Origin of the sequence: Solwaraspora sp. WMMD937, from assembly GCF_029581175.1 — a bacterium.
Lineage (GTDB): Bacteria > Actinomycetota > Actinomycetes > Mycobacteriales > Micromonosporaceae > Micromonospora_E.
The window spans coordinates 6,481,747-6,500,049 of the sequence record NZ_CP120738.1; the positions used below are offsets into that span (position 1 = coordinate 6,481,747).

16 protein-coding genes are annotated in these 18,303 nt (G+C 70.3%); 4 read left to right on the top strand and 12 right to left on the bottom strand.

What is annotated here, in order from left to right:
- Positions 1–226: 226 nt before the first annotated feature.
- The 4 genes from O7621_RS28590 to O7621_RS28605 all read right to left on the bottom strand — a co-directional run bounded on the left by O7621_RS28590 (position 227) and on the right by O7621_RS28605 (position 6,430).
- Positions 227–1,597, bottom strand: coding sequence for an O-antigen ligase family protein (locus tag O7621_RS28590; RefSeq protein WP_282232076.1), 1,371 nt, complete (start codon positions 1,595–1,597; stop codon positions 227–229).
- 19 nt (positions 1,598–1,616) lie between these two features.
- Positions 1,617–2,828, bottom strand: coding sequence for a hypothetical protein (locus tag O7621_RS28595; RefSeq protein WP_282232077.1), 1,212 nt, complete (start codon positions 2,826–2,828; stop codon positions 1,617–1,619).
- Between the two features lie 305 nt (positions 2,829–3,133).
- Entirely contained in the window at positions 3,134–5,041 is a 1,908-nt protein-coding gene (locus O7621_RS28600; protein WP_282232078.1) for a DUF4082 domain-containing protein, read from the bottom strand.
- 459 nt (positions 5,042–5,500) lie between these two features.
- Positions 5,501–6,430 carry a glycosyltransferase gene (locus O7621_RS28605; RefSeq protein WP_282232079.1) on the bottom strand — a complete coding sequence of 310 codons (930 nt, stop codon included), beginning with the start codon at positions 6,428–6,430 and terminating at the stop codon, positions 5,501–5,503.
- Between the two features lie 264 nt (positions 6,431–6,694).
- Here O7621_RS28605 and O7621_RS28610 point away from each other — a divergent pair, with 264 nt between their 5' ends.
- Positions 6,695–7,474: a WecB/TagA/CpsF family glycosyltransferase gene (locus tag O7621_RS28610; protein ID WP_282232080.1), complete on the top strand. Its 780-nt coding sequence runs from the start codon at positions 6,695–6,697 to the stop codon at positions 7,472–7,474.
- Positions 7,471–8,445, top strand: coding sequence for a glycosyltransferase family 2 protein (locus O7621_RS28615; protein ID WP_282232081.1), 975 nt, complete (start codon positions 7,471–7,473; stop codon positions 8,443–8,445). The genes O7621_RS28610 and O7621_RS28615 overlap by 4 nt, the downstream gene beginning before the upstream one ends.
- Before the next feature lie 56 nt (positions 8,446–8,501).
- On the opposite strand, the gene O7621_RS28620 is transcribed toward O7621_RS28615, so the two are convergent.
- From O7621_RS28620 to O7621_RS28635, 4 genes are all read right to left on the bottom strand, one after another.
- On the bottom strand, positions 8,502–9,317 hold the full coding sequence (locus O7621_RS28620) for an alpha/beta hydrolase (protein WP_282232082.1): 816 nt from the start codon (positions 9,315–9,317) through the stop codon (positions 8,502–8,504).
- 43 nt (positions 9,318–9,360) lie between these two features.
- The gene (locus O7621_RS28625) at positions 9,361–9,720 is read right to left on the bottom strand and encodes a hypothetical protein (protein ID WP_278171146.1); all 360 of its coding nucleotides are present in this window, start codon (positions 9,718–9,720) and stop codon (positions 9,361–9,363) included.
- Between the two features lie 35 nt (positions 9,721–9,755).
- Positions 9,756–11,369, bottom strand: a complete 1,614-nt coding sequence (locus O7621_RS28630; protein ID WP_282232083.1) for a 3-hydroxyacyl-CoA dehydrogenase — start codon at positions 11,367–11,369, stop codon at positions 9,756–9,758.
- A gap of 95 nt (positions 11,370–11,464) precedes the next feature.
- Entirely contained in the window at positions 11,465–12,007 is a 543-nt protein-coding gene (locus O7621_RS28635; protein ID WP_282232084.1) for an FHA domain-containing protein, read from the bottom strand.
- Between the two features lie 328 nt (positions 12,008–12,335).
- On the opposite strand from O7621_RS28635, the gene O7621_RS28640 reads away from it, so the two are divergent.
- Positions 12,336–13,838, top strand: coding sequence for an aldehyde dehydrogenase family protein (locus tag O7621_RS28640; RefSeq protein ID WP_282232085.1), 1,503 nt, complete (start codon positions 12,336–12,338; stop codon positions 13,836–13,838).
- A gap of 7 nt (positions 13,839–13,845) precedes the next feature.
- On the opposite strand, the gene O7621_RS28645 is transcribed toward O7621_RS28640, so the two are convergent.
- Complete coding sequence (locus O7621_RS28645) at positions 13,846–15,228, bottom strand: DUF2786 domain-containing protein (RefSeq protein WP_282232086.1); 1,383 nt, start codon at positions 15,226–15,228, stop codon at positions 13,846–13,848.
- Positions 15,229–15,278: 50 nt separating this feature from the next.
- On the bottom strand, positions 15,279–15,935 hold the full coding sequence (gene nucS, locus O7621_RS28650) for an endonuclease NucS (protein ID WP_278171154.1): 657 nt from the start codon (positions 15,933–15,935) through the stop codon (positions 15,279–15,281).
- A gap of 69 nt (positions 15,936–16,004) precedes the next feature.
- Here nucS and O7621_RS28655 point away from each other — a divergent pair, with 69 nt between their 5' ends.
- The gene (locus tag O7621_RS28655) at positions 16,005–16,622 is read left to right on the top strand and encodes a DUF4126 domain-containing protein (protein ID WP_282232087.1); all 618 of its coding nucleotides are present in this window, start codon (positions 16,005–16,007) and stop codon (positions 16,620–16,622) included.
- 31 nt (positions 16,623–16,653) lie between these two features.
- Here O7621_RS28655 and O7621_RS28660 read toward each other — a convergent pair whose 3' ends face one another.
- Together O7621_RS28660 and O7621_RS28665 are read right to left on the bottom strand one after the other, a co-directional pair.
- Entirely contained in the window at positions 16,654–17,397 is a 744-nt protein-coding gene (locus O7621_RS28660) for an ABC transporter permease (RefSeq protein ID WP_282232088.1), read from the bottom strand.
- Positions 17,394–18,296: an ABC transporter ATP-binding protein gene (locus O7621_RS28665; RefSeq protein ID WP_282232089.1), complete on the bottom strand. Its 903-nt coding sequence runs from the start codon at positions 18,294–18,296 to the stop codon at positions 17,394–17,396. The genes O7621_RS28660 and O7621_RS28665 overlap by 4 nt, the downstream gene beginning before the upstream one ends.
- Positions 18,297–18,303: the final 7 nt, after the last annotated feature.

Below are 18,303 nucleotides of genomic sequence, written 5' to 3' on the forward strand. Positions count from 1 at the left end.
AGCTACGCAGCGCCGACGCTACCAGCGTGAGTCAAGCTCACAACCGGGCATGTATCTGACCCTCGGCGCGACCCGGACAGCCCGCCCATCGCCCATTCGGACAACTGGCCCCAGGCAATGCGTAATGATCTGCACTCACACAGTTAATCGATAGACGATCTTTGAGATGCCGGATCGACGACCGGCGGCGGTTGATCCGGCCCGGGCGCGGGCTCCGGTGCCGGCGCTACGAACCGAACCACCGAGGGGTCGACGTGCGCACCTTGAGCGCCGGGTGGCTGAGTCGCCACACCGCACCACACATACCCACCATGAGTGACATCGCCGTGGCGTAGGTGCTGAAGCTCAGTGAATCGAAGGTGAAGCCTGCCGCGATCGCCACCAGCTGCACCGCGACGAGGATGGAACAGAGGTGCCGGTCACGCTCCGACGTCGACCGGCGCCGGGCGAGCAGCGCGACGACGATCGCGGTGACGTGCAGCGCGACGAGGACCACGACCCCGATCACGCCGTTGGTGAGCGCGAAGGCGAGCCACTGGTTGTCGAGGTACTGGTACTGCGGCGAGACCCAGGTCCCGGTCCCCCGGCCGAGCCACGGTCGCTGCGCGAAGTAGTACCCGACCATCTCGTACCGCTCGGTCCGCGAGGTGATGCTCGGGTCCGTGCTCGCCCCAAGGAACATGTTGGTGATCGTGGTGACGAGTGACGGCTTCGCCACCGCCATTCCGGCGAACATGACCAGACCCAGCGCCATCATGTTGTAGCGCATCCGCCACGCCCAGGTGGGCATCAGGACGAGCAACACGATCGCCAACGCCACGAATCCGGTCCGGGACATCGTCGCCGGGATCGCCGCCGCGATGAGCAATGCCAGAAATGCGAACATCTGCCGCTGCCGGGAAGTGGCCGAGAAGCGCGCAAAGTGGATCGCGAACGGCAGCGCCATCGCCATCAACAGACTGAACTCGATGTAGTGGAAGGTTGTGCTGGGCACCCGTACACCGCCGCCACGGATCTCCAGGCCGACGATCCACCCTTTCATCTGCAAACCGGGCACCCGCATGTACTGGGTCAGATCAAAGTACAAGAACGCCTGAATCAGCCCGACCACGGCGACGAAGGCACAGCAGTAGACAAACACCCGCAGTACGCCGTCAAGACGGTCCCAGTTGGGCATGCCGTCGGCGGTCAACAGGATCACCCCGGAGATCGCCGCCGCAGTCAGCATCCAGCGGTCCGCCGAGTTCGCTTCCATCACCGTCAGACCACGGAGGAACCCGATGGCGTACGACAGCAGCATCGACAACAGGAAAGCCAGGATCGCCCACCGCAGCGGCTGCGGGCCGGTGAGCACCAACCGGGAGTTGAGCCGGGCGGTCATCCACCAGAACCACATCAGAATTGCCACAACCAGCGCAGGACGCCCCAGGTCGGTCATTCCGGGCAGAATCAGGTGCGATGGGATCAGGGTCAGCAGGCAGACCATGAGCGACAACATGACTGGCGCGTCGATCCTGGTCAGCCGGCGCCGGGTGATGTAAGTGCGCTCGGCGATCCACGCTGGTTCGAGGTCTGCCGGGTGCACCCCGGATGACATCACCGGGTCCTGGCCTCGGTCATCGCGCCTGGCTGCCGTTCTTGGACGTCTCAGGCGGCGTCCACTGCTCACGGCCGGCTCCGGCCTTGGGCAGGATTATCGTCGCGTCGTCACGGACCGCGCGAATCACCGCGGTCTCGTCGTTGGCCGACGACGCGGGCGGCTGGTGGGGGGCCGACTGCGGCGTGCCGGGCTGCGGCGTGGCCGGCTTCGATCCGGTGCGCTCCTCGCCTGCCCCGTCGGCCCGGTCGTCGACCGCGCGGAAGGTCAACGAACCGTTGCCGACCAGTACCTGACCGCCGGCCAGTCCGCTACCAGCCACCGGCGCCTCGCCTGGCGAAGACCCGGCACCCTGACGCTCCTCCGGACGGTTCTCCCGCCGGCCTTCCTGACGCCCCTGCGAGGCGTTGCCGGAGCTTTCCTGACGCCCCTGCGAGGCGTTGCCGGAGCTGTAGACACCGCCGGGCTTGCTCGCGCCGTCGCGATCGCTCGCCCTCTGGTGCGGGACCGGTTGCGGGCGCGACACCGACCGGGTCTGATCGACCCGCCCGGCCATCGGTGGGATGGCGATCCTCTCATCGGTGCCAGCGGTGATTGGCACACCGGCCGCAGGTCGCGGCCGGCGGCGCCGCAGCAGACCGTCGATCCCGATGGTGAGCGCCGCGCTGAGCAGGACGCCGACCCCGGCGACCGCGATCATCGCCCGGTTGACCTTGGAGTTGGCCTCCTGGATGTTGTCGCCCCGGTCGAGACGGCGAGCGGTGATGAAGCTCTCCTCGCTCGCGCCGTAGTCGGCCTGCAGCCCGACCACGCTCGCCTCCAACCGGCGGACGACCTCCTCGGTCGTCTCGGTGGCCTGGTCCTCGGACTCGCCGACCACCTCGATCGTCATGATCGGCTGCTGGTTGTCGAGGGTGATCGCGACGTTCTCGCTGAGGCCGGCGGCGTCCAGTTGCTTGAGCACGGCCTGGTCCTGCACGGTGAGGGCAGCGGCCCGGCTCAGCGATCCCAGCCCCAGCTCCAACCAGGGGTTACGGGGCGTAACCGGGGCATCCTCATCCGGGGCTGTGTTGGCGGCGGTGGGCGGGATCAATTGAACATAGGATGTCGCGATATAGTCCGGTTCGACGCTCATCCGGGTCCATCCGGCAGCCGCTACCGAGATGAGCAGCAGCGGCGTCGCGACGTACCAGCGCCGGAACAGCAGTTTGGTGAGATCCCAAAAGTCCACTGCTGTCCTTCCATTGGGTGGCGAGGTCGGGGCGCTCGTCTTCCATCGTATGGCCAGCCGAGAAGCATGAAGGTACGGCGTGGCACGTCGAGCCCTCCGCCGGGTTCAGTGTCCGGCCGGGCGCGGCGCCTCCGCAAGCCTCCGACCGCCGCCCCATCCCGGACATATGTCCTGTAACGCCGCACCGAACGACCGAGCCACGCCGAGAGTCGCCAACACGACAGCACAGACTCGGCCGTCAGGGGGACCGACCAATGGGCCGGGTGGGCGCCCTGCAGCGTCCACCCGGCCCGTCGGATCGAGCCTTACGGCGTGATCTTGTAGATGTGGTACGTGTGTTCCTTCGCGAAGGTGTCCCGGATCGCACCACCGCTGATCGGCACCGAGCGGTTCTCGAACAGCACCTCGGCGGTGTCACCAGTCACGCCGGGCGGCAGCGCCAGCGAGTGGCCGCCGGTCGGGGTGTCCTTGCCGAGCATCGCGAAGACGTAGAACGAGCCGTCGTGGGCCTTGAGCATCGTGTCCAGCCCGTTGTTGAACTCCCACTCGTACGACTGGGTGTTCAGCACCGGCGCCAGGCTGGCGATGCGCTTGTTCACCTCGGCAACGGCCGGCCGGACCGCGTCACCGCACCGCTCCCGCAGCACGTGCTGGGAGATGCACGACCCGCCGAAGTTGTGGTTGAAGTACTGGATGCCCCGCGCCTCGTTGATCAGCGAGTTCATCACCGCACCGGTGATCTGCTCACCGGTGATGGTCGGCGCCCAGTCCTCGGTGAACGGGTGCCCCACCTCGACGAAGGCCCACACCGGCTGCCGATTGCCGTCCATCGCGTCGAGTTCACGCATCCGCTGCATGGTCAGCCCGTAGTTGGCCGCCCGCCGGCAGTTGTCCTTGTTCACGCCGTACGTCGGGCCCTCTGCCGGGGCGGTGCAGACGTGCGGGTCGGTGTACCAGTAGATGTCGTTGGAGACGACCGAGCTGAAGCCGTTGACGAACTTGCCGGCGTCGGAGTCCGACTGCCAGAACATCACGCCCTTGCCGTAGTTGGCGTAGCGCAACCCACGGTCACCGGACGGAACGGTGCCCGACTCCTTCTTCATCACGTCCAGCCCGCAGCCGTCCCGACTTGACGTACAGATCGGGCCCTGGCCGGGGTAGTTTCCGGTCCACGTACCGTTGCCCGGCCCGCCCCACATATCCGCTTCGTCACCGATCACCCAGCCGACGCTCTCGTTGCCCCGGTCACTGAACGGCTGCGGGATAAAGGCGTACATGCCGTTGCGCCTGATCAGCGCGACATCCGACTGATCGGTCAGCATGACGTAGGTGTTGAGGCCGGCCGCCTTGTCCCGGTCGATGTCCTGCTGGGTGTAGACACCCTCGTACCAGACGCCGATCGGGAAGAACGACGGGTCGGTCCAGCCGGAGGCACGGGCCTGCGGGAAGTTCGCGTAGTACGCGGGGCCGCCTTCCCACGGCACCCGGGGCAGGTCGAGCACGGCCGGCGTACCGCCGGTCGGCGAGGCCGACGGGGTGGCCGACGGGGTGGCGGTCGGGCTGGCCGACGGCGACAGCGACGGCGACGGCTCAGCGGAGGCAGTCGGCGACGGCGACGGTTCCGGCTGCTGCGACCCGGTCGGCTCGAAGGCGAGATCGACCCAGTAGTTGCTGGCCTTCCAGGTCTGGCGGGGGAAACCACCCGATCCGTAGGCGTAGACGCCGGCGGTGCCGTCGGCCCGCAGCGGACCGGCGGACACCGGTCGTTCGAAGTAACGCTGGGTGGCCCGGTACCGGCTGGTGTGGTACGAGGCGATGTACACCTCGCCCGCCTCGACCTCGACCGGCTCGGGCAACGCGACGTGCTGCCACCCGGAGCGGGACTCCCGTTTCGGTACGGCGGTCGCCAGTCGCTTGCCGTCGGCGGACCACAGGTTGACCCGGTGTCCGCCGCGGTCGCCCTTGGCCTTGAGGAACCGCACCGCGGTGACCAGTCCGTCGCGGTCGGCGGTGAAGCGCACACCGAGCTCCACCGGCCGGGTGTCCGGGTCGATCGGCACCCGGGACACGTCCGCCTCGGCGAACAGCGTATAGCCGTCGACCTGTTCCCCGGCGACCGAGGCGGTGACCACCGTCGCGGTGGCGAGGAAGCTGAACACCACCGCGCCGATCATCATCAGCCGGCCGCGCCGACCGGTCGGACGACGCAGCATCCGACGCCGGCCACGACCAGACCCGGCCACGCTCGCGTGCCGGCCGGCCGGGCCCGGCCCATGGTCAGCGACGGGACGTGGCGACGGACGACCGGGCCGCCGGGCGCGCGGCGATCCGGGCAAACCGGACGAACTACCCGTGGACGACCCCGGGAACGGCTCGTCCCGCCCCCCGTCCGGCTCGAAAGAATCCTTGCTTACCACGAGATGTACACCTCTCGGGACATGGTCCGTTGTCGGTACTACGTTCGGTGGATCTCCCCCAGGCACTCCCCGTCCCGACCGATCGCAGCGCGCTACGCCGCCCCATCGGGACCGAGGCTGACGTTAACCCAGGCCACGAACCTTCCCAAGGAACTTAATGCTCTCTTATGGCAAGCCGGCACGACCCTGAGCTCACCCGCAGCGAACGTGAATGATGAAATCCGCTCACCTCGAACATCGACAGATCGAGATCGTTTACCGGCCGCTCGGGCCGGCTCCGGAGGCGTCGACCGCGGAATGTGGATCAGCGGGACCACCGGTCGGCACACCGGCAGTGGTCCGTCCCCAACCGGAGCGCACGCTCCAACCAGGAGAACGCCGCCTTAACTCTGCAGCAACGGTGATCGCCACATAACAGAACGCGGCCGGAACAAGGTGTGGCGCCGTGAGTACGACCCTCCGCAACCAGGACCACGGACGGGAACCGGGCACCGGATCGAGTGCCAACTCGGCGCCCCGCGGATCCGTCCGGACAAACTCCCAGAACTCCGCGTTACCGGCCCGGGACCTGGCCACTCGTCGGACCAACTCACCCGTACGCCGTGGTGCCACCACCCGTACGGGCAGGTCAACGTCCCGCTTTTCGTCGGCTCTGACCACTGCGTCGAGAAACATGTCGTCGGCGATAATGTCCGGAAAATTGGTGAATCGCGCCCGCGCAGCGGCGGAGATTGCGATCAACCCACGACCGAAGAGGCGGCCGCTGAATATCGGCAACCGCGCATTGATCGCGTAGTAGGCCCGCACCGGCCAGGTACTCGCCGAGGTGTCGATCACCGGTCGCGGCGCCGCCGCCTCCACGCCGGGTTCGGCGATCACGGCGGCGAGCGCGCGTAGAAGTTCCACCGATACCGCGATGTCCGCATCCAGGTAGATCCGGACGTCTCCCCCGGCAATCTCGTCGGCGGCGTTGAGCGCGGCGATTTTCGACGGCGTGGCGATCTCCAGCACCCGGGCGCCGCAGGACCGGGCGACCGCCGCCGTCCGGTCGGTGCAGCCGTTGGCGGCCACGATGATCTCGACGTCCGGCCCGAAGGACGGCGATTCGGTCATTGCACGCAAGACCGGGCCGATCCCTTCTTCCTCGTTGAAGGCCGGCATGATGACGGTAATCTGCACAACCACGATGCTTCCATTCACGGACGATGCGACAACCAGTCGAATGGGCAACCTCACTATCGCCTAGCTGACACCGATTGGCCCATCCGGTGGACCACTACGCCGAGTACGGTGCAGCTTGTGCCTCGTGACCAGTACCCCGTTACCGCAAATAGGCATCGGATCACTCTGAGCAATGTCGCTTTTGATCCCGTTCGGGAAGAAGACGTCATCCGCCACGTCGTCGCCGCACTGGACGCCGGAACCGGCGGCCAGATCATCACCCCAAATGTGGATATTCTGCGCCGCGCCAACCGCGAAGAGGAGTGCCACAGACACATAGAGTCATCAACTCTGGTAGTCGCGGACGGTGCGCCACTAATCTGGGCCAGCCGGATCAGCGGTGACCCACTGCCGGCCCGGGTCCCCGGGTCCGACCTGATCTGGAGCCTGTCCCGGGCGCTCGGCGAGCAGCGCCGGTCGGTCTACCTGCTCGGTGGCGAGCCAGGCACGGCGGTGCAGGCCGCCGCCGTACTCCGCCGCGAGTTTCCCCAGCTCACCATCGCCGGCCAGCTCAGCCCGCCGTTCGGGTTCGACCGGTCCGAGGAGCAACTCACCCAGATCTGCGCCGAGGTGGCCGCCGCCCGACCGGACCTGATCTTCGTCGGGCTCGGCTTCCCCAAACAGGAACGGCTCATCGCCCGGCTCCGGCCGATGCTGCCGAACACCTGGTTCATGGGTTGCGGAGCGGCGATCGGTTTCGTCGCCGGGGTACACCGTCGGGCCCCCCGGTGGATGCAGCGCACCGGGTTGGAGTGGATGCACCGGCTGCTCCGCGAGCCACAGCGGCTCACCCGCCGCTACCTGCTGCACGACGTACCGTTCGCGCTGCAGTTGCTCGGCGGCAGCGTCCGAACCCGGTGGCGGCGCGGTGACCAGGCGACGAACACCGGCAGCGTGCCGGCGCTCCCGCCGACCCGGCACATCCCGGCCCCCCGGGGCAGTCAGGACAGCCAGGACAACCGGGACGCCAACCGTCCCGACCCGGTCGGCTCCGGGAACCGCCCGTGAGCCGCCCCGACGTCTCGGTCGTCATCGTCTCGTACAACACGAGCCAGCTGATCGTGCGCTGCCTGACCGAGCTGTACGCGAGCCTGACCCCGGACGTCACAGCGGAGGTGGTGGTGGTCGACAACGCCTCCACCGACGGTTCCGCCGACACCATCGCCGACCGGTTCCCGCAGGTCCGCCTGGTACGGCTGACGGAAAACGTCGGTTTCGGCCGAGGCATCAACCGTGGGGCGGCGGTCAGCACCGGGCGCTACCTGCTCTGTCTCAACCCGGACACGGTTCCGGTCGGCCATCCGGTCACCGAACTGGTCACCTTCGCCGACCAGCACCCCGGTCACGGCCTGTACACCGGACGAACCCTGCACCCCGACGGCACCGACGACAACTACTCCTGCTGGGGCATGCCCACGGTGTGGAGCATCTTCGGCTTCGCCAGCGGGCTGTCGACCGCGTTCCGCGGCCGGGCCTGGGCGGATCCGGAAGCGCTGCCCGGCTACGACCGCAAGTCGGTACGCGAGGTGCCGGCTTTGTCCGGCTGCATGCTGCTCATCGAGCGGGACCTGTTCGGCCGACTCGGCGGCTTCGACCCGCAGTACTTCCTCTACAGCGAGGACATCGACCTCAGCACCCGGGCCCGGGTGCTGGGTGCCCGCCCGGTGCTGACCCCGACCGCTCAGGTGGTGCACCTGGTCGGTGCCTCGTCCAGCTCCGAGGGGCAACGGATCCGGATCCTGCGCGGCAAGGCCACCTACGTCCGGCGGCACTGGTCGCCGCTGCGGGCCTGGACCGCCGTCCGGCTGCTGGTCGCCGGGGTCGGTCTACGGGCGGTGGGCAAGACGCTGCTCGGCCGGGACCGGTCCCGGGGCGTCGACTGGATCGAGGTCTGGCGCTCCCGCCGGGACTGGGCGGCCGGCTACCCGCCGGTCGACGAGGATCGGCCGACCACCGAACGGCTCGAACCGGCCGGCTGACCGCCCCGGCCGACCCACCCCGCGGGCACGTCCGTGCGTCGGCCGCACCTGTGCGGTCATCCGTCGTCGGCCTGCCGCTGCGCTGGTCCGGCGACCGGGACGTCGGCGAACGCCGCCACCGTCCGGTCGGCGTACGCGTTGGCGTCGCCGTACTGCATCGGGCCGTCCCAGCTGGTCGGCAGCGGCACCGTGATCTGCGGCGCGACCCGGCGGACCACCTCGTCGAGCACCCGCTCCACCTGGCCGACCCAGAGATGGCGGGCTCCTGCGACCCCGACCACCTCCGCCTGACCGACCGCGGCGAACCGCCGGGCCGCCTCGTCCGGCCGCAGGTAGTCGTCCAGCTCCGGGACCAGCGCGGTCAGTGGCTTGCCGGACGCCGACCAGGTGGCCAGGTCGGCGTCGGTGGCGAAGCGCAGCGGCGGCGACAACAGGATCGCGCCCTCGACCGCCGGGTCGCAGCCGTAGCGCAGCGCCAGGTCGGTGCCGAACGACCAGCCGAGCAGCCAGATCCTGGGCAGCTCGGCGAACTCGGCGTACTCGATCGCCGCCGCGACGTCGAACCGCTCCCCTTCGGCCGAGTCGAAGCTGCCGCCGCTGGTGCCGCGCTCGCTGCTGGTGCCCCGGGTGTTGAACCGGAGCACGGCCACGTCGGCCAGCGCCGGCAGCCGCCAGGCGGCCTTGCGGAACACGTGGCTGTCCATCATCCCGCCGTGGGTGGGCAGCGGATGCAGGCAGACCAGCGTGGCGACCGGCGGACGATCGGCTGGCAACGCCAGCTCACCGACGAGGGTGAGCCCGTCGGCGGTGTGCAGCTCGATGTCGCGGCGCTCGGCGGGCAGGATCGACATGGACCTGATCGGCTCGCTCACCCGGCCAGTCTCGCACTGCCCTGACCAGCCGGCCCGTCGGGGATCAGCCGTAGCGGGGCGCGGAGCGGGATCGCTCGACCGCCGGCCGCCGCTGCTCGCGGGCCCGCCAGCAGCCGGAGTGCCAGTGCCGCCGGTCGGTCAGGTCGCCCCGGCCGTCCGCCGGCCAGGCGACCACGTGCGGCACGCCCGGCCGGATCTCCTGCACGCAGCCCGGACAACGGTATGTCTTGGTCGCCGCCGGACCGGGCACCGACCGCACCATCCAGTCGCCGTCGCTGAACGACTGCACGGCGGCGACGCCCCGGCGCACCCGCTCCGGGTCGACCGGCTCGGGCTGGCCGGGATCGCCGTGGCCGGCGCGACCGGCGGACCGGCGGGTCGGGCGGTTGCGGCGCGGACTCATGATCGCAAGGGTACGTCGCCGGTGCGGCGCCCTGCTCAGCCGGCGTGGTCGCGGAACCCGCCACCGGTGCGGCGGCCGAGCCGACCGGCGGTCACCAGGTTGCGCAGCAGTGGAGCGGGTGCCAGACCCGGCTCGGGCAGCTCCCGGTGGATGGCGGTCTGGACGGCCAACGCCACGTCCAGGCCGACGGTGTCGAGCAGCTCGAACGGCCCGGCGGGATAGCCACAGCCGAGCTTCATCGCCGCGTCGATGTCGTCCGCCGTCGAATAGTTGCTCTCCAGCATCCGGACCGCGTCGTTGAGGTACGGCAGCAGCAACGCGTCGGCGATGAAGCCGGCGCGGTCGCCGCAGGTCACCGCGGTCCTACCGAGTGCCGCGCAGAGTTGGTGCGCGGCCCGCACCGCGCTCGGCGAGGTCCGGACGGTACGCACCACCTCGACCAGGCGGGCCCGCGCCGCCGTACCGCCAACGAAGTGCAGTCCGACCACGTCGGCCGGCCGGCCGGTGGCCATCGCCACGTCGATCACCGGTGCCGTCGACGGGCCGACCACCACCACCAGGTCGACGGCGGCCAGGTCACGCACGGCCTGGTGGTGGTGGTCGGCCGCCGGGACGCCACCGGGGTCGGCCACCGCGACGACGTCGACTCCGGCGGCGGTGAGGACGTCCGCGACGTCGGTCGCGGCGCTGCCCGACCCGACCACCCCGACCGTACGGGGTGCCGGCTCAGCGGCCTCAGCGCCGGCCACCGGGCTGAGGTCGTCCGGGGCGAGCCGCGACGAGCCCGGTGCCTGGTAGGTGTAGAACCCCCGGCCGGACTTGCGGCCGAGCAGCCCGGCGGTGACCATCTGCCGCAGCAGCGGCGCGGCCGCGTGCCGGCGGTCGTGGCCACCACGCTGGTACATCGTCTCCAGCACCTGGTACGCGGTATCCAGGCCGATCAGGTCGAGCAGCGTCAACGGGCCCATCGGCAGGCCGTGGCCCTGCTGCATGGCGGCGTCGATGTCCTCCCGGCTGGCGTACCCGGCCTCGTACATCCCGACCGCCTGGTTGAGGTACCCGAACAACAGCGCGTTGGCGATGAAGCCGGCGCGGTCGGTGACGCTCACCCCGACCTTGCCGAGCCGGACGCAGAGCGACTGGACGTCGCGGGCCACCTCCGGCGCGGTCACCACGGTGCTGATCACCTCGACCAACCGCATCACCGGTGCCGGGTTGAAGAAGTGCAGCCCGATCACCTGGCCGGGACGTTCGGTGGCGACAGCGATCTCGGTGACGCTCAACGACGAGGTGTTGGTCGCCAGGACGGCCCCCGGTGGGCACACCCGATCGAGCTCGGCCAGCAGGCGTTGCTTGAGATCGAGCCGCTCCGGGACCGCCTCGACGGCAAGGTCGACGTCGCGGAGTGCGTCGAGTCCGACCGCGAAGGTCACCCGGGCGTGCAGTGCGTCCCGGTCGGCCGGATCGAGTTTGCCGCGGGCGACGGCCCGGTCGGTGGACGCCGTCAGGTTGGCCCGGCCCTTGTCCAGCGCCGCCCCGTCCACCTCGACGGCGACCACGTCGACGCCGTTGCGGGCGAAGACCTCGACAATCCCGGCACCCATCGTGCCGAGCCCCACCACTCCCACGGTGTTGAACTCGCGCGCCATCTGGTCTCCGTCCGTCACCTGCGCCGGCCCTGGTGCGACGCGAGTCTGCCACGAACCGCCACACCGTCGTTCAGGAGCACCACGACCGGCGTCGTTCAGGAGAGCACCACGACCAGCCAGGTCAACCAGCCGACCAGGAAGACCCCGGCCAGCCCGGCCATCAGCAGCGTGCTGGGCCGACGGCGGGGCCGCATCGGCTGGGTGGGCTCGCCGAGCACGGTATGCAGCGGGGAACCCGGTCCGGTGGTCGGCCGCACCGGTGCGCCGGGCAGCGCCGCCGTGGCCGGCCGGGGGATCCGGGTGCCGACCGGATCGGTGAGCGCCGAGGCCGGATCGTAGAACCGCAGTTCCGCGCCACCGATCCGGATCCGGTCACCGTCGCGCAGCTCGGTCGGCTGCCGGATCCGCAGATCGTTGACCCAGGTGCCGTTCGTCGACTCCTGGTCGGTCAGCACCGTACGGCCGCCACCGGCGGTTAGCACCGCGTGGCACCGGCTGACCTTGATGTCGTCGATGGTGATGTCCAGGCCGGCGTCCCGACCGATCACCCGTTCCCCGGGCGACAGCCGGTAGCTGGCCCCCGGAGTCGGGCCGGTTATCACCTGTAGGAGAGGTAGCAGCGACTGGTGTTCGGACATCAGCTGGTGAAGTGCCTTCCCCCCTCGACAGCGACGCACGTCGCGCCACCCGTTGCAGCCTGCCAGCTCGCGCCGACCCGGGACATGGTCCCTTGTCCGGTGTTGGCCGCCGGCCGGGTCAGGTCCGCGCCACCGGTTCGACGGTGGTCCGCGACAACCGGACACCCGCCCTGACGCCAGGTGGCCAAGGCTGTCATTACATCGCCAAGAATCGAAGTCTCGCTACCCGCGAGTACCCTTCACGGCTAACCTCGGACAATACTGCGCGGCGGGCAGGCGGAGCGATCCGGGGCCGGTGCGCAGCCGCAGCTGTGTGGAGGAGGCCATGGTGACGGTGGTACGGAACCCGAGCCGACCGGTGGTCGACGACGGGCACCTTCTCTCCTGCCACCCGGCGACCGGTGCGCAGGTGGGCCGGGTCCGGATCGCCGACCGCGATCAGGTCGCGGCGGCGGTGGCGGCGGCCCGGACCGCTGCCGACTGGTGGGTCGGAATCGGCCACGCGCAACGCCGCCGCCGGCTGCTGCGCTGGCGGTCGCTGCTCGCCACCCGGATCACCGAACTCGCCGATCTGGTCAACCGGGAGTGTGGCAAGCCGGTGGCCGAGGCGGTCGTCGAGATCGCCGCCGCGATCGAACACATCGACTGGGCGGCCCAGCACGCCAGGCGGGTGCTCGGGGTCCGGCGGACCCGCACCCGGCTGATCACCGCCGAGTTCAGCGGTCACCTGGAGTACCAGCCGCTCGGCGTGATCGGGGTGATCGGCGCGTGGAACTACCCGGTGCTCATTCCGATCGGCCCGATTGCGTACGCGCTGGCCGCCGGCAACACGGTGGTCTTCAAGCCCAGCGAGTACACCCCGGTGACCGGACAGTGGCTGGTCGACACGCTCACCGAGGCGGTCGGCGCGGAATCGGTCCTGACCGCCGTGCACGGGCTTGGCGACGTCGGCGACGCGTTGTGCCGGTCCGGTGTGGACAAGCTCTCGTTCACCGGCTCACCACGGACCGGCCGCCTGGTCATGGCGGCCTGCGCCGAGACACTCACCCCGGTGGTGATCGAGGCCGGCGGCAAGGACGCGATGATCGTCGACGACGACGCCGACATCGATGCGGCGGCGGAGGCCTGCGTCTGGGGAGCGATGACCAACGCCGGGCAGAGCTGCATCGGCATCGAGCGGGTGTACGCGCTGGCCCCGGTGTACGACGCGTTCGTCACCGCGGTGGTGGACCGGGCCGGCCGACTGACTGTCGGTAGCGGGCCGGATGACCAGGTCGGGCCGATCGCCGTGCCCGGCCAGCTCGACGTCATCCGACGGCACGTCAACGACGCGCTGGCCGCTGGTGGGCGGGCGGTACTCGGCGGTGCAGCCGCGGTGCAGCCGCCGTACGTGCATCCGACCGTCCTGGTCGACGTGCCGCCCGACTGCGCCGCCGTCCGTGAGGAGACCTTCGGACCGACCGTCACGATCCACCGGGTCGGGACCATCGATGAGGCGATCGCTGCGGCCAACGACACCCGCTACGGGTTGGGCGGCGCGGTCTTCGGCAAGCGGCGGGGGATCGCCGTCGCCCGCCGGGTCCGCAGTGGAATGGTGTCGATCAACTCGGTGCTCACCTTCGTCGGGTTCAGTGAGCTGCCGTTCGGTGGGATTGGTGACTCGGGTTTCGGCCGGGTGCACGGTGAGGACGGGCTGCGGGAGTTCTCCCGGTCGAAGGCGATCACCCGACGCCGGGCACCGTCGGTGCTACCGACGATGACGTTCGAGCGGACCCCGACCGACCTGGCCCGTATCGTCAAGGTGGTCAAGCTGCGGTACGGCCGCGACTGATCGCGGGTCAGCCGGCGATCGGCTGGTGCGCGCCGAGGCTGGCCTGGTCGGCGGCGGTGGTGCCGGCGATCCACCCGGCCCGGTTGTGGCCGGCGATCGACCGGCTGGTCACCGTCGGGAAGAGCCGCTCGGTGGCCCGGTCCACCTGCTCGTCGCGGGCCGCCAGCACCGGAACCAGCGCGGTGCCGGTCCGCGCGGCCGCCTCCCGGCCGACGTCGTCGGCGGCGGTACGCAACCGCTGCCCGATCCGCACCGCGTAGGCCTCCAGGAAGGACTGGCGGAACGACCGGGTGGTCGACTGCCCGCCCCGGCCACGCTGCGGGCCGTTGCGCAGCATCGCCGCGGTGGCCTGTACCAGCAGCGAGGTGTGCAGCAACTCGACCGACTCGCAGTCGGCGGCGAACCCGACGACGGTGGCGAAGCCGAGATTGTTTGACCACACCGACCGGCAGCCGTTCGCCTCGGCGACCTGCTGCAGCAGCAACGCCTTGGCCTGCTCGTACGGTGCCTCCAGGCCGATCCGTACGGCCACCGGGTCGGCCTGCGGCCCGCCGGCACCGGGCTGCTGCGCGGCGAGCAGCGCATGGTCGATGCGGTGCCGGGTCATCAGCTCCTGGGCCTTGGCCGACAGTGCTTCGGCCTCCTCCGCGAACTCGGTCGACTCGGCCTTGGCCAGCAACGCCCGGATCCGGCCGAGCTGCCGCTCGTCCACGTCCTCGGTCGCGGACTGGGCCGCAGCGGTCGGCCGCTGGCGCTGCGGCCCGTCGTCGCCGGGGCGGACCGTGCCGGGCAGGGGGGCCACCAGCTCCAGTCTCGGCAGGCCGATCAGCAGCCCGGCCACTCGCACCGCGAGCAGCACGGCAGCGGACCGGTCCAGCTTGGCTCCGGCCGCCCAGGCGGTCAGCCGGTGGTCTGGCGGAGCAGCACCCCACACGTCGAGGTCGAGATCACGCAGTTGGCGGTGCCAGCGGTCGGCGACCGTCGCAGGCGCGTATCCGCGCAGCTGCGCCGCGACGTACCCGGCGGTCAGGCTCACCGCCCGCTTGCCGAGCTCCCGGCCGGCCACCCGCAGCACGTCGGCCGGCATCCAGCCGTGGCCCCACAGCCCGGCGGCCACCTGCCGCAACGCCTCGTCAACCGCCTGGTCCACCAGCCGGTCGTCGGCTGCGACCAGCGCGGCCACGCACTCGTCGAGGTCGTCCGGTCGGTCGGCCGTCACCATTCGGGCCGCCCTACGCAGCAGCTCGTCGACCCGCTGCGCCTCGGTCGGTGGCTGGTAGAAACCGAACCCGTCGGGGTAGGCCGCGCCGGCGGCCTGCGCCCGTTGGCGTTGCCGCTGCTCCCTGACCTTCTTCTTGGCGGCTCGACGCTGCTGGTTGCGCACACCCATCGGCGAACTCCAGAATACTCAGTGTCGGAGCTGGTCAAACTTCGGGCTGGTCAGAACAGGGTGAGTTCGTCCCGTTCGATGCCGCGCAGCTTGTCGTAGTCGACCACCACGCACCGGATACCACGGTCCTCGGCCAGCACCCGGGCCTGCGGTTTGATCTCCTGCGCAGCGAAGATGCCGGTCACCGGCGCCAGCAGCGGATCCCGGTTGAGCAGTTCGAGGTAGCGGGTCAGCTGCTCGACACCGTCGATCTCGCCCCGCCGCTTCACCTCGACCGCGACGCTCGCCGCACCATCGCGACAGAGCAGGTCCACCGGGCCGATCGCGGTCATGTACTCCCGCCGCACCAGGGTGAAATCGTCACCGAAGGTGGTCGGGTTGGCGGCGAGCAGTTCCTGGAGATGCGCCTCCACCCCGTCCTTGCGCAGACCGGGGTCGACACCCAGGTCGTACGACATCTCCTGAAGAATCTCCTCCAGGGTGATCCGCAGCTCCTCGCCGGCCTTGTTGACCACCCGCCACATACCCGGCGTCTCCTCCAGCCGGCATGGTGGGCTCATCCAGTTCAGCGGCTTGTACGCCCGGTCGTCGGCGTGAATCGAGACCGATCCGTCCGCTTTGACCATCAACAGCCGGGTGGCCGGCGGCAGATGTGCCGAGAGCCGACCGACATAGTCCACCGAGCATCGAGCAATCACCAGCCGCACCCGACGAGGGTAGCGCCAGCGGTGCCCGCGTACCGCGCAGGGCTGGCGCGGCGGTGCGATCCTGGTGACGTGTTCGAACTGCTGACCGGGACCGGGCTGGCCGCGTCCGCGGGGCTCAACGCCTACATTCCACTGCTGACTGTCGGCGTGCTCGCCCGCTACACCAGCCTGATCACGCTGCCGGACGGCTGGCAGTGGATGTCCGACGAATGGGTGCTGGGCATCCTCACCGTCCTGCTGGTTGTCGAGGTCGTCGCCGACAAGGTGCCGGTCGTCGACCACGTCAACGACGTGGTGCAGACGGTCGTCCGGCCGACCGCCGGCGGACTGGCGTTCGGAGCGGGGTCGGCGTCGGAAACAGTGACGGTCAGCGACCCCGGGGAGTTCTTCTCCTCGGACCAGTGGGTTCCGGTGCTGGTCGGTGTGCTGATCGCGCTCGGCATACATCTACTCAAGGCGACCGCCCGACCGGTGATCAACACCGCCACCGCCGGGATCGGCGCGCCGGTGGCGAGCACTGCCGAGGACGCGACCAGCGTGGTGATGTCGGTCGTCGCGATCCTGCTGCCCGTCCTGGTGCTGGTCTTCCTGGTGGCATTGCTGATCGGCGGGCCGCTGCTGATCCGCCGGGCCCGGCAGCGCCGCCGGGAGCGGCGGGCGGCCCGGGCCGCCGGATACCGGGTCTGACCGGACATCCCGGGCCGCACATCGCAGCGCCTCACCGCCAGCGGAACAAGCGGGCCGCCAGGGCACCGACCACCGCCAGGTAGCCGACCATCACCAGCAGGTGCAGCGGACGAACCGCCTGCCCGGCCCAGCTGGCCTGCAACGCCTGGCTCAGTGCGCCGAGCGGGGTGAGGTCGCTCAGCCGGCGGATCGTTTCGGGCATCATCGGCCCCGGGGTCCACACCCCGGCGAAGAACAGCATCGGGAAGTAGACCAGCATGCCGATGGCGTTCGCCGCCCGTCCGGTCGACGCCAGCGCCGCGATCAGCAACCCGACCGTGAAGGTGGCCGCCCCGCCGAGCAGGAACACGCCGAGGAAGCTCACCGGGTGCTCGGGCAGCGGCACCCGGAACGCGACCGCCGCCGCGGCGACGGCCAGACCGACCGCGAGCGTCGTCGCGGCCACCGAGACCAGCAGCTGGGCACCGAGCAGCTTCGTCGGGCGTACCGGGGTGGTGGCCATCCGGCGCAGCACCCCGCGTTCCCGGTACCCGGCCATCGTCGTCGGCAGGGAGTTGATCGCGACGCCGGCGACCGCCAGCGCGACCACCACCGGCAGGTAGATGTCGATCGGACGCAGGCCGGCGAGCTCCGCAACGGGGGTACGGAAGCCCGGCATCACCACACCCAGCACGACGATCAGCAGCATCGGGAAGGCCAGCGACATCACGATCGCCGCCGGATCCCGCAGGAACAGTTTGACCTCCATCACGGTGAGCCGGCGTAGCGCGGTCATCGGCCACCTCCGGTGAGGGCGAGGAACGCGTCGTCCAACGTCGCCTGCTGCAGGCGCAGCTCGCGTGGCGTGACGCCGTGCCGGGACAGCGCCGCCGCGACGGCGAAGAACAGCTCCGCACCGCCGTCGACGACGACCTCACGACCTTCGATGGTCGCGGCGGTGACCTGCGGCAGCTCGGTCAGCAGGGCGAGGTCGAGCGATCGGTCCGGGACGAACCGGATCCGCTGCCCGCTGTCGACGCTGGCGGCCAGCCCGGCCGGGGTGTCGAGGGCGACCACCCGGCCGGCGTCGATCACCGCGACCCGGTCGCAGAGCCGCTCCGCCTCCTCCATCAGATGCGTCACCAGCACCAGGGTGACGCCCCGGTTGCGGACCGATTCGACAAGTCCCCAGGTGTCCCGGCGGGCCGCCGGGTCCAGCCCGGTGGTCAGCTCGTCGAGGAAGGCCACCTTCGGGTCGCCGACCAGGGCCAGGGCGACGGACAGGCGCTGCTTCTGCCCGCCGGAGAGCTGGCCGAACCGGGCGTCGTGCCGAGCGGACAGGCCGAGCAGGTCGAGCAGTTCCCGCCAGTCGGCCGGCTGCCGGTAGAAGGAGCTGTAGAGCTCCAGCGCCTCCCACACCTTGATCCGCTCCGGCAGCTGGCTCTCCTGCAGCTGCGCCCCGAGACGCTGGCGCAGCCGCGCACCGTCGCGCTGCGGGTCCAGGCCGAGCACCCGTACGGCGCCCCGGTCCGGCCGGCGCAGCCCGAGCGCGCACTCCACAGTGGTGGTCTTGCCGGCACCGTTACGGCCGAGAATCCCGAAAATCTCCCCCTCATCGACGGTGAACGACACGTCGTCCACCGCGACCAGGTCGCCGTACCGCTTGTGCAGATGCTCGATCTCGATGACGGACATGGCGTCG

Excerpts from the sequence above, each read along its gene's own strand:
- O7621_RS28665 (WP_282232089.1), bottom strand. The coding sequence starts at position 18,296 with ATGTCCGTCATCGAGATCGAGCATCTGCACAAGCGGTACGGCGACCTG.
- O7621_RS28600 (WP_282232078.1), bottom strand. The coding sequence starts at position 5,041 with ATGCTGCGTCGTCCGACCGGTCGGCGCGGCCGGCTGATGATGATCGGC.
- O7621_RS28590 (WP_282232076.1), bottom strand. The coding sequence starts at position 1,597 with ATGTCATCCGGGGTGCACCCGGCAGACCTCGAACCAGCGTGGATCGCC.
- O7621_RS28625 (WP_278171146.1), bottom strand. The coding sequence starts at position 9,720 with ATGAGTCCGCGCCGCAACCGCCCGACCCGCCGGTCCGCCGGTCGCGCC.
- O7621_RS28660 (WP_282232088.1), bottom strand. The coding sequence starts at position 17,397 with ATGACCGCGCTACGCCGGCTCACCGTGATGGAGGTCAAACTGTTCCTG.
- O7621_RS28645 (WP_282232086.1), bottom strand. The coding sequence starts at position 15,228 with ATGGGTGTGCGCAACCAGCAGCGTCGAGCCGCCAAGAAGAAGGTCAGG.
- O7621_RS28635 (WP_282232084.1), bottom strand. The coding sequence starts at position 12,007 with ATGTCCGAACACCAGTCGCTGCTACCTCTCCTACAGGTGATAACCGGC.
- O7621_RS28630 (WP_282232083.1), bottom strand. The coding sequence starts at position 11,369 with ATGGCGCGCGAGTTCAACACCGTGGGAGTGGTGGGGCTCGGCACGATG.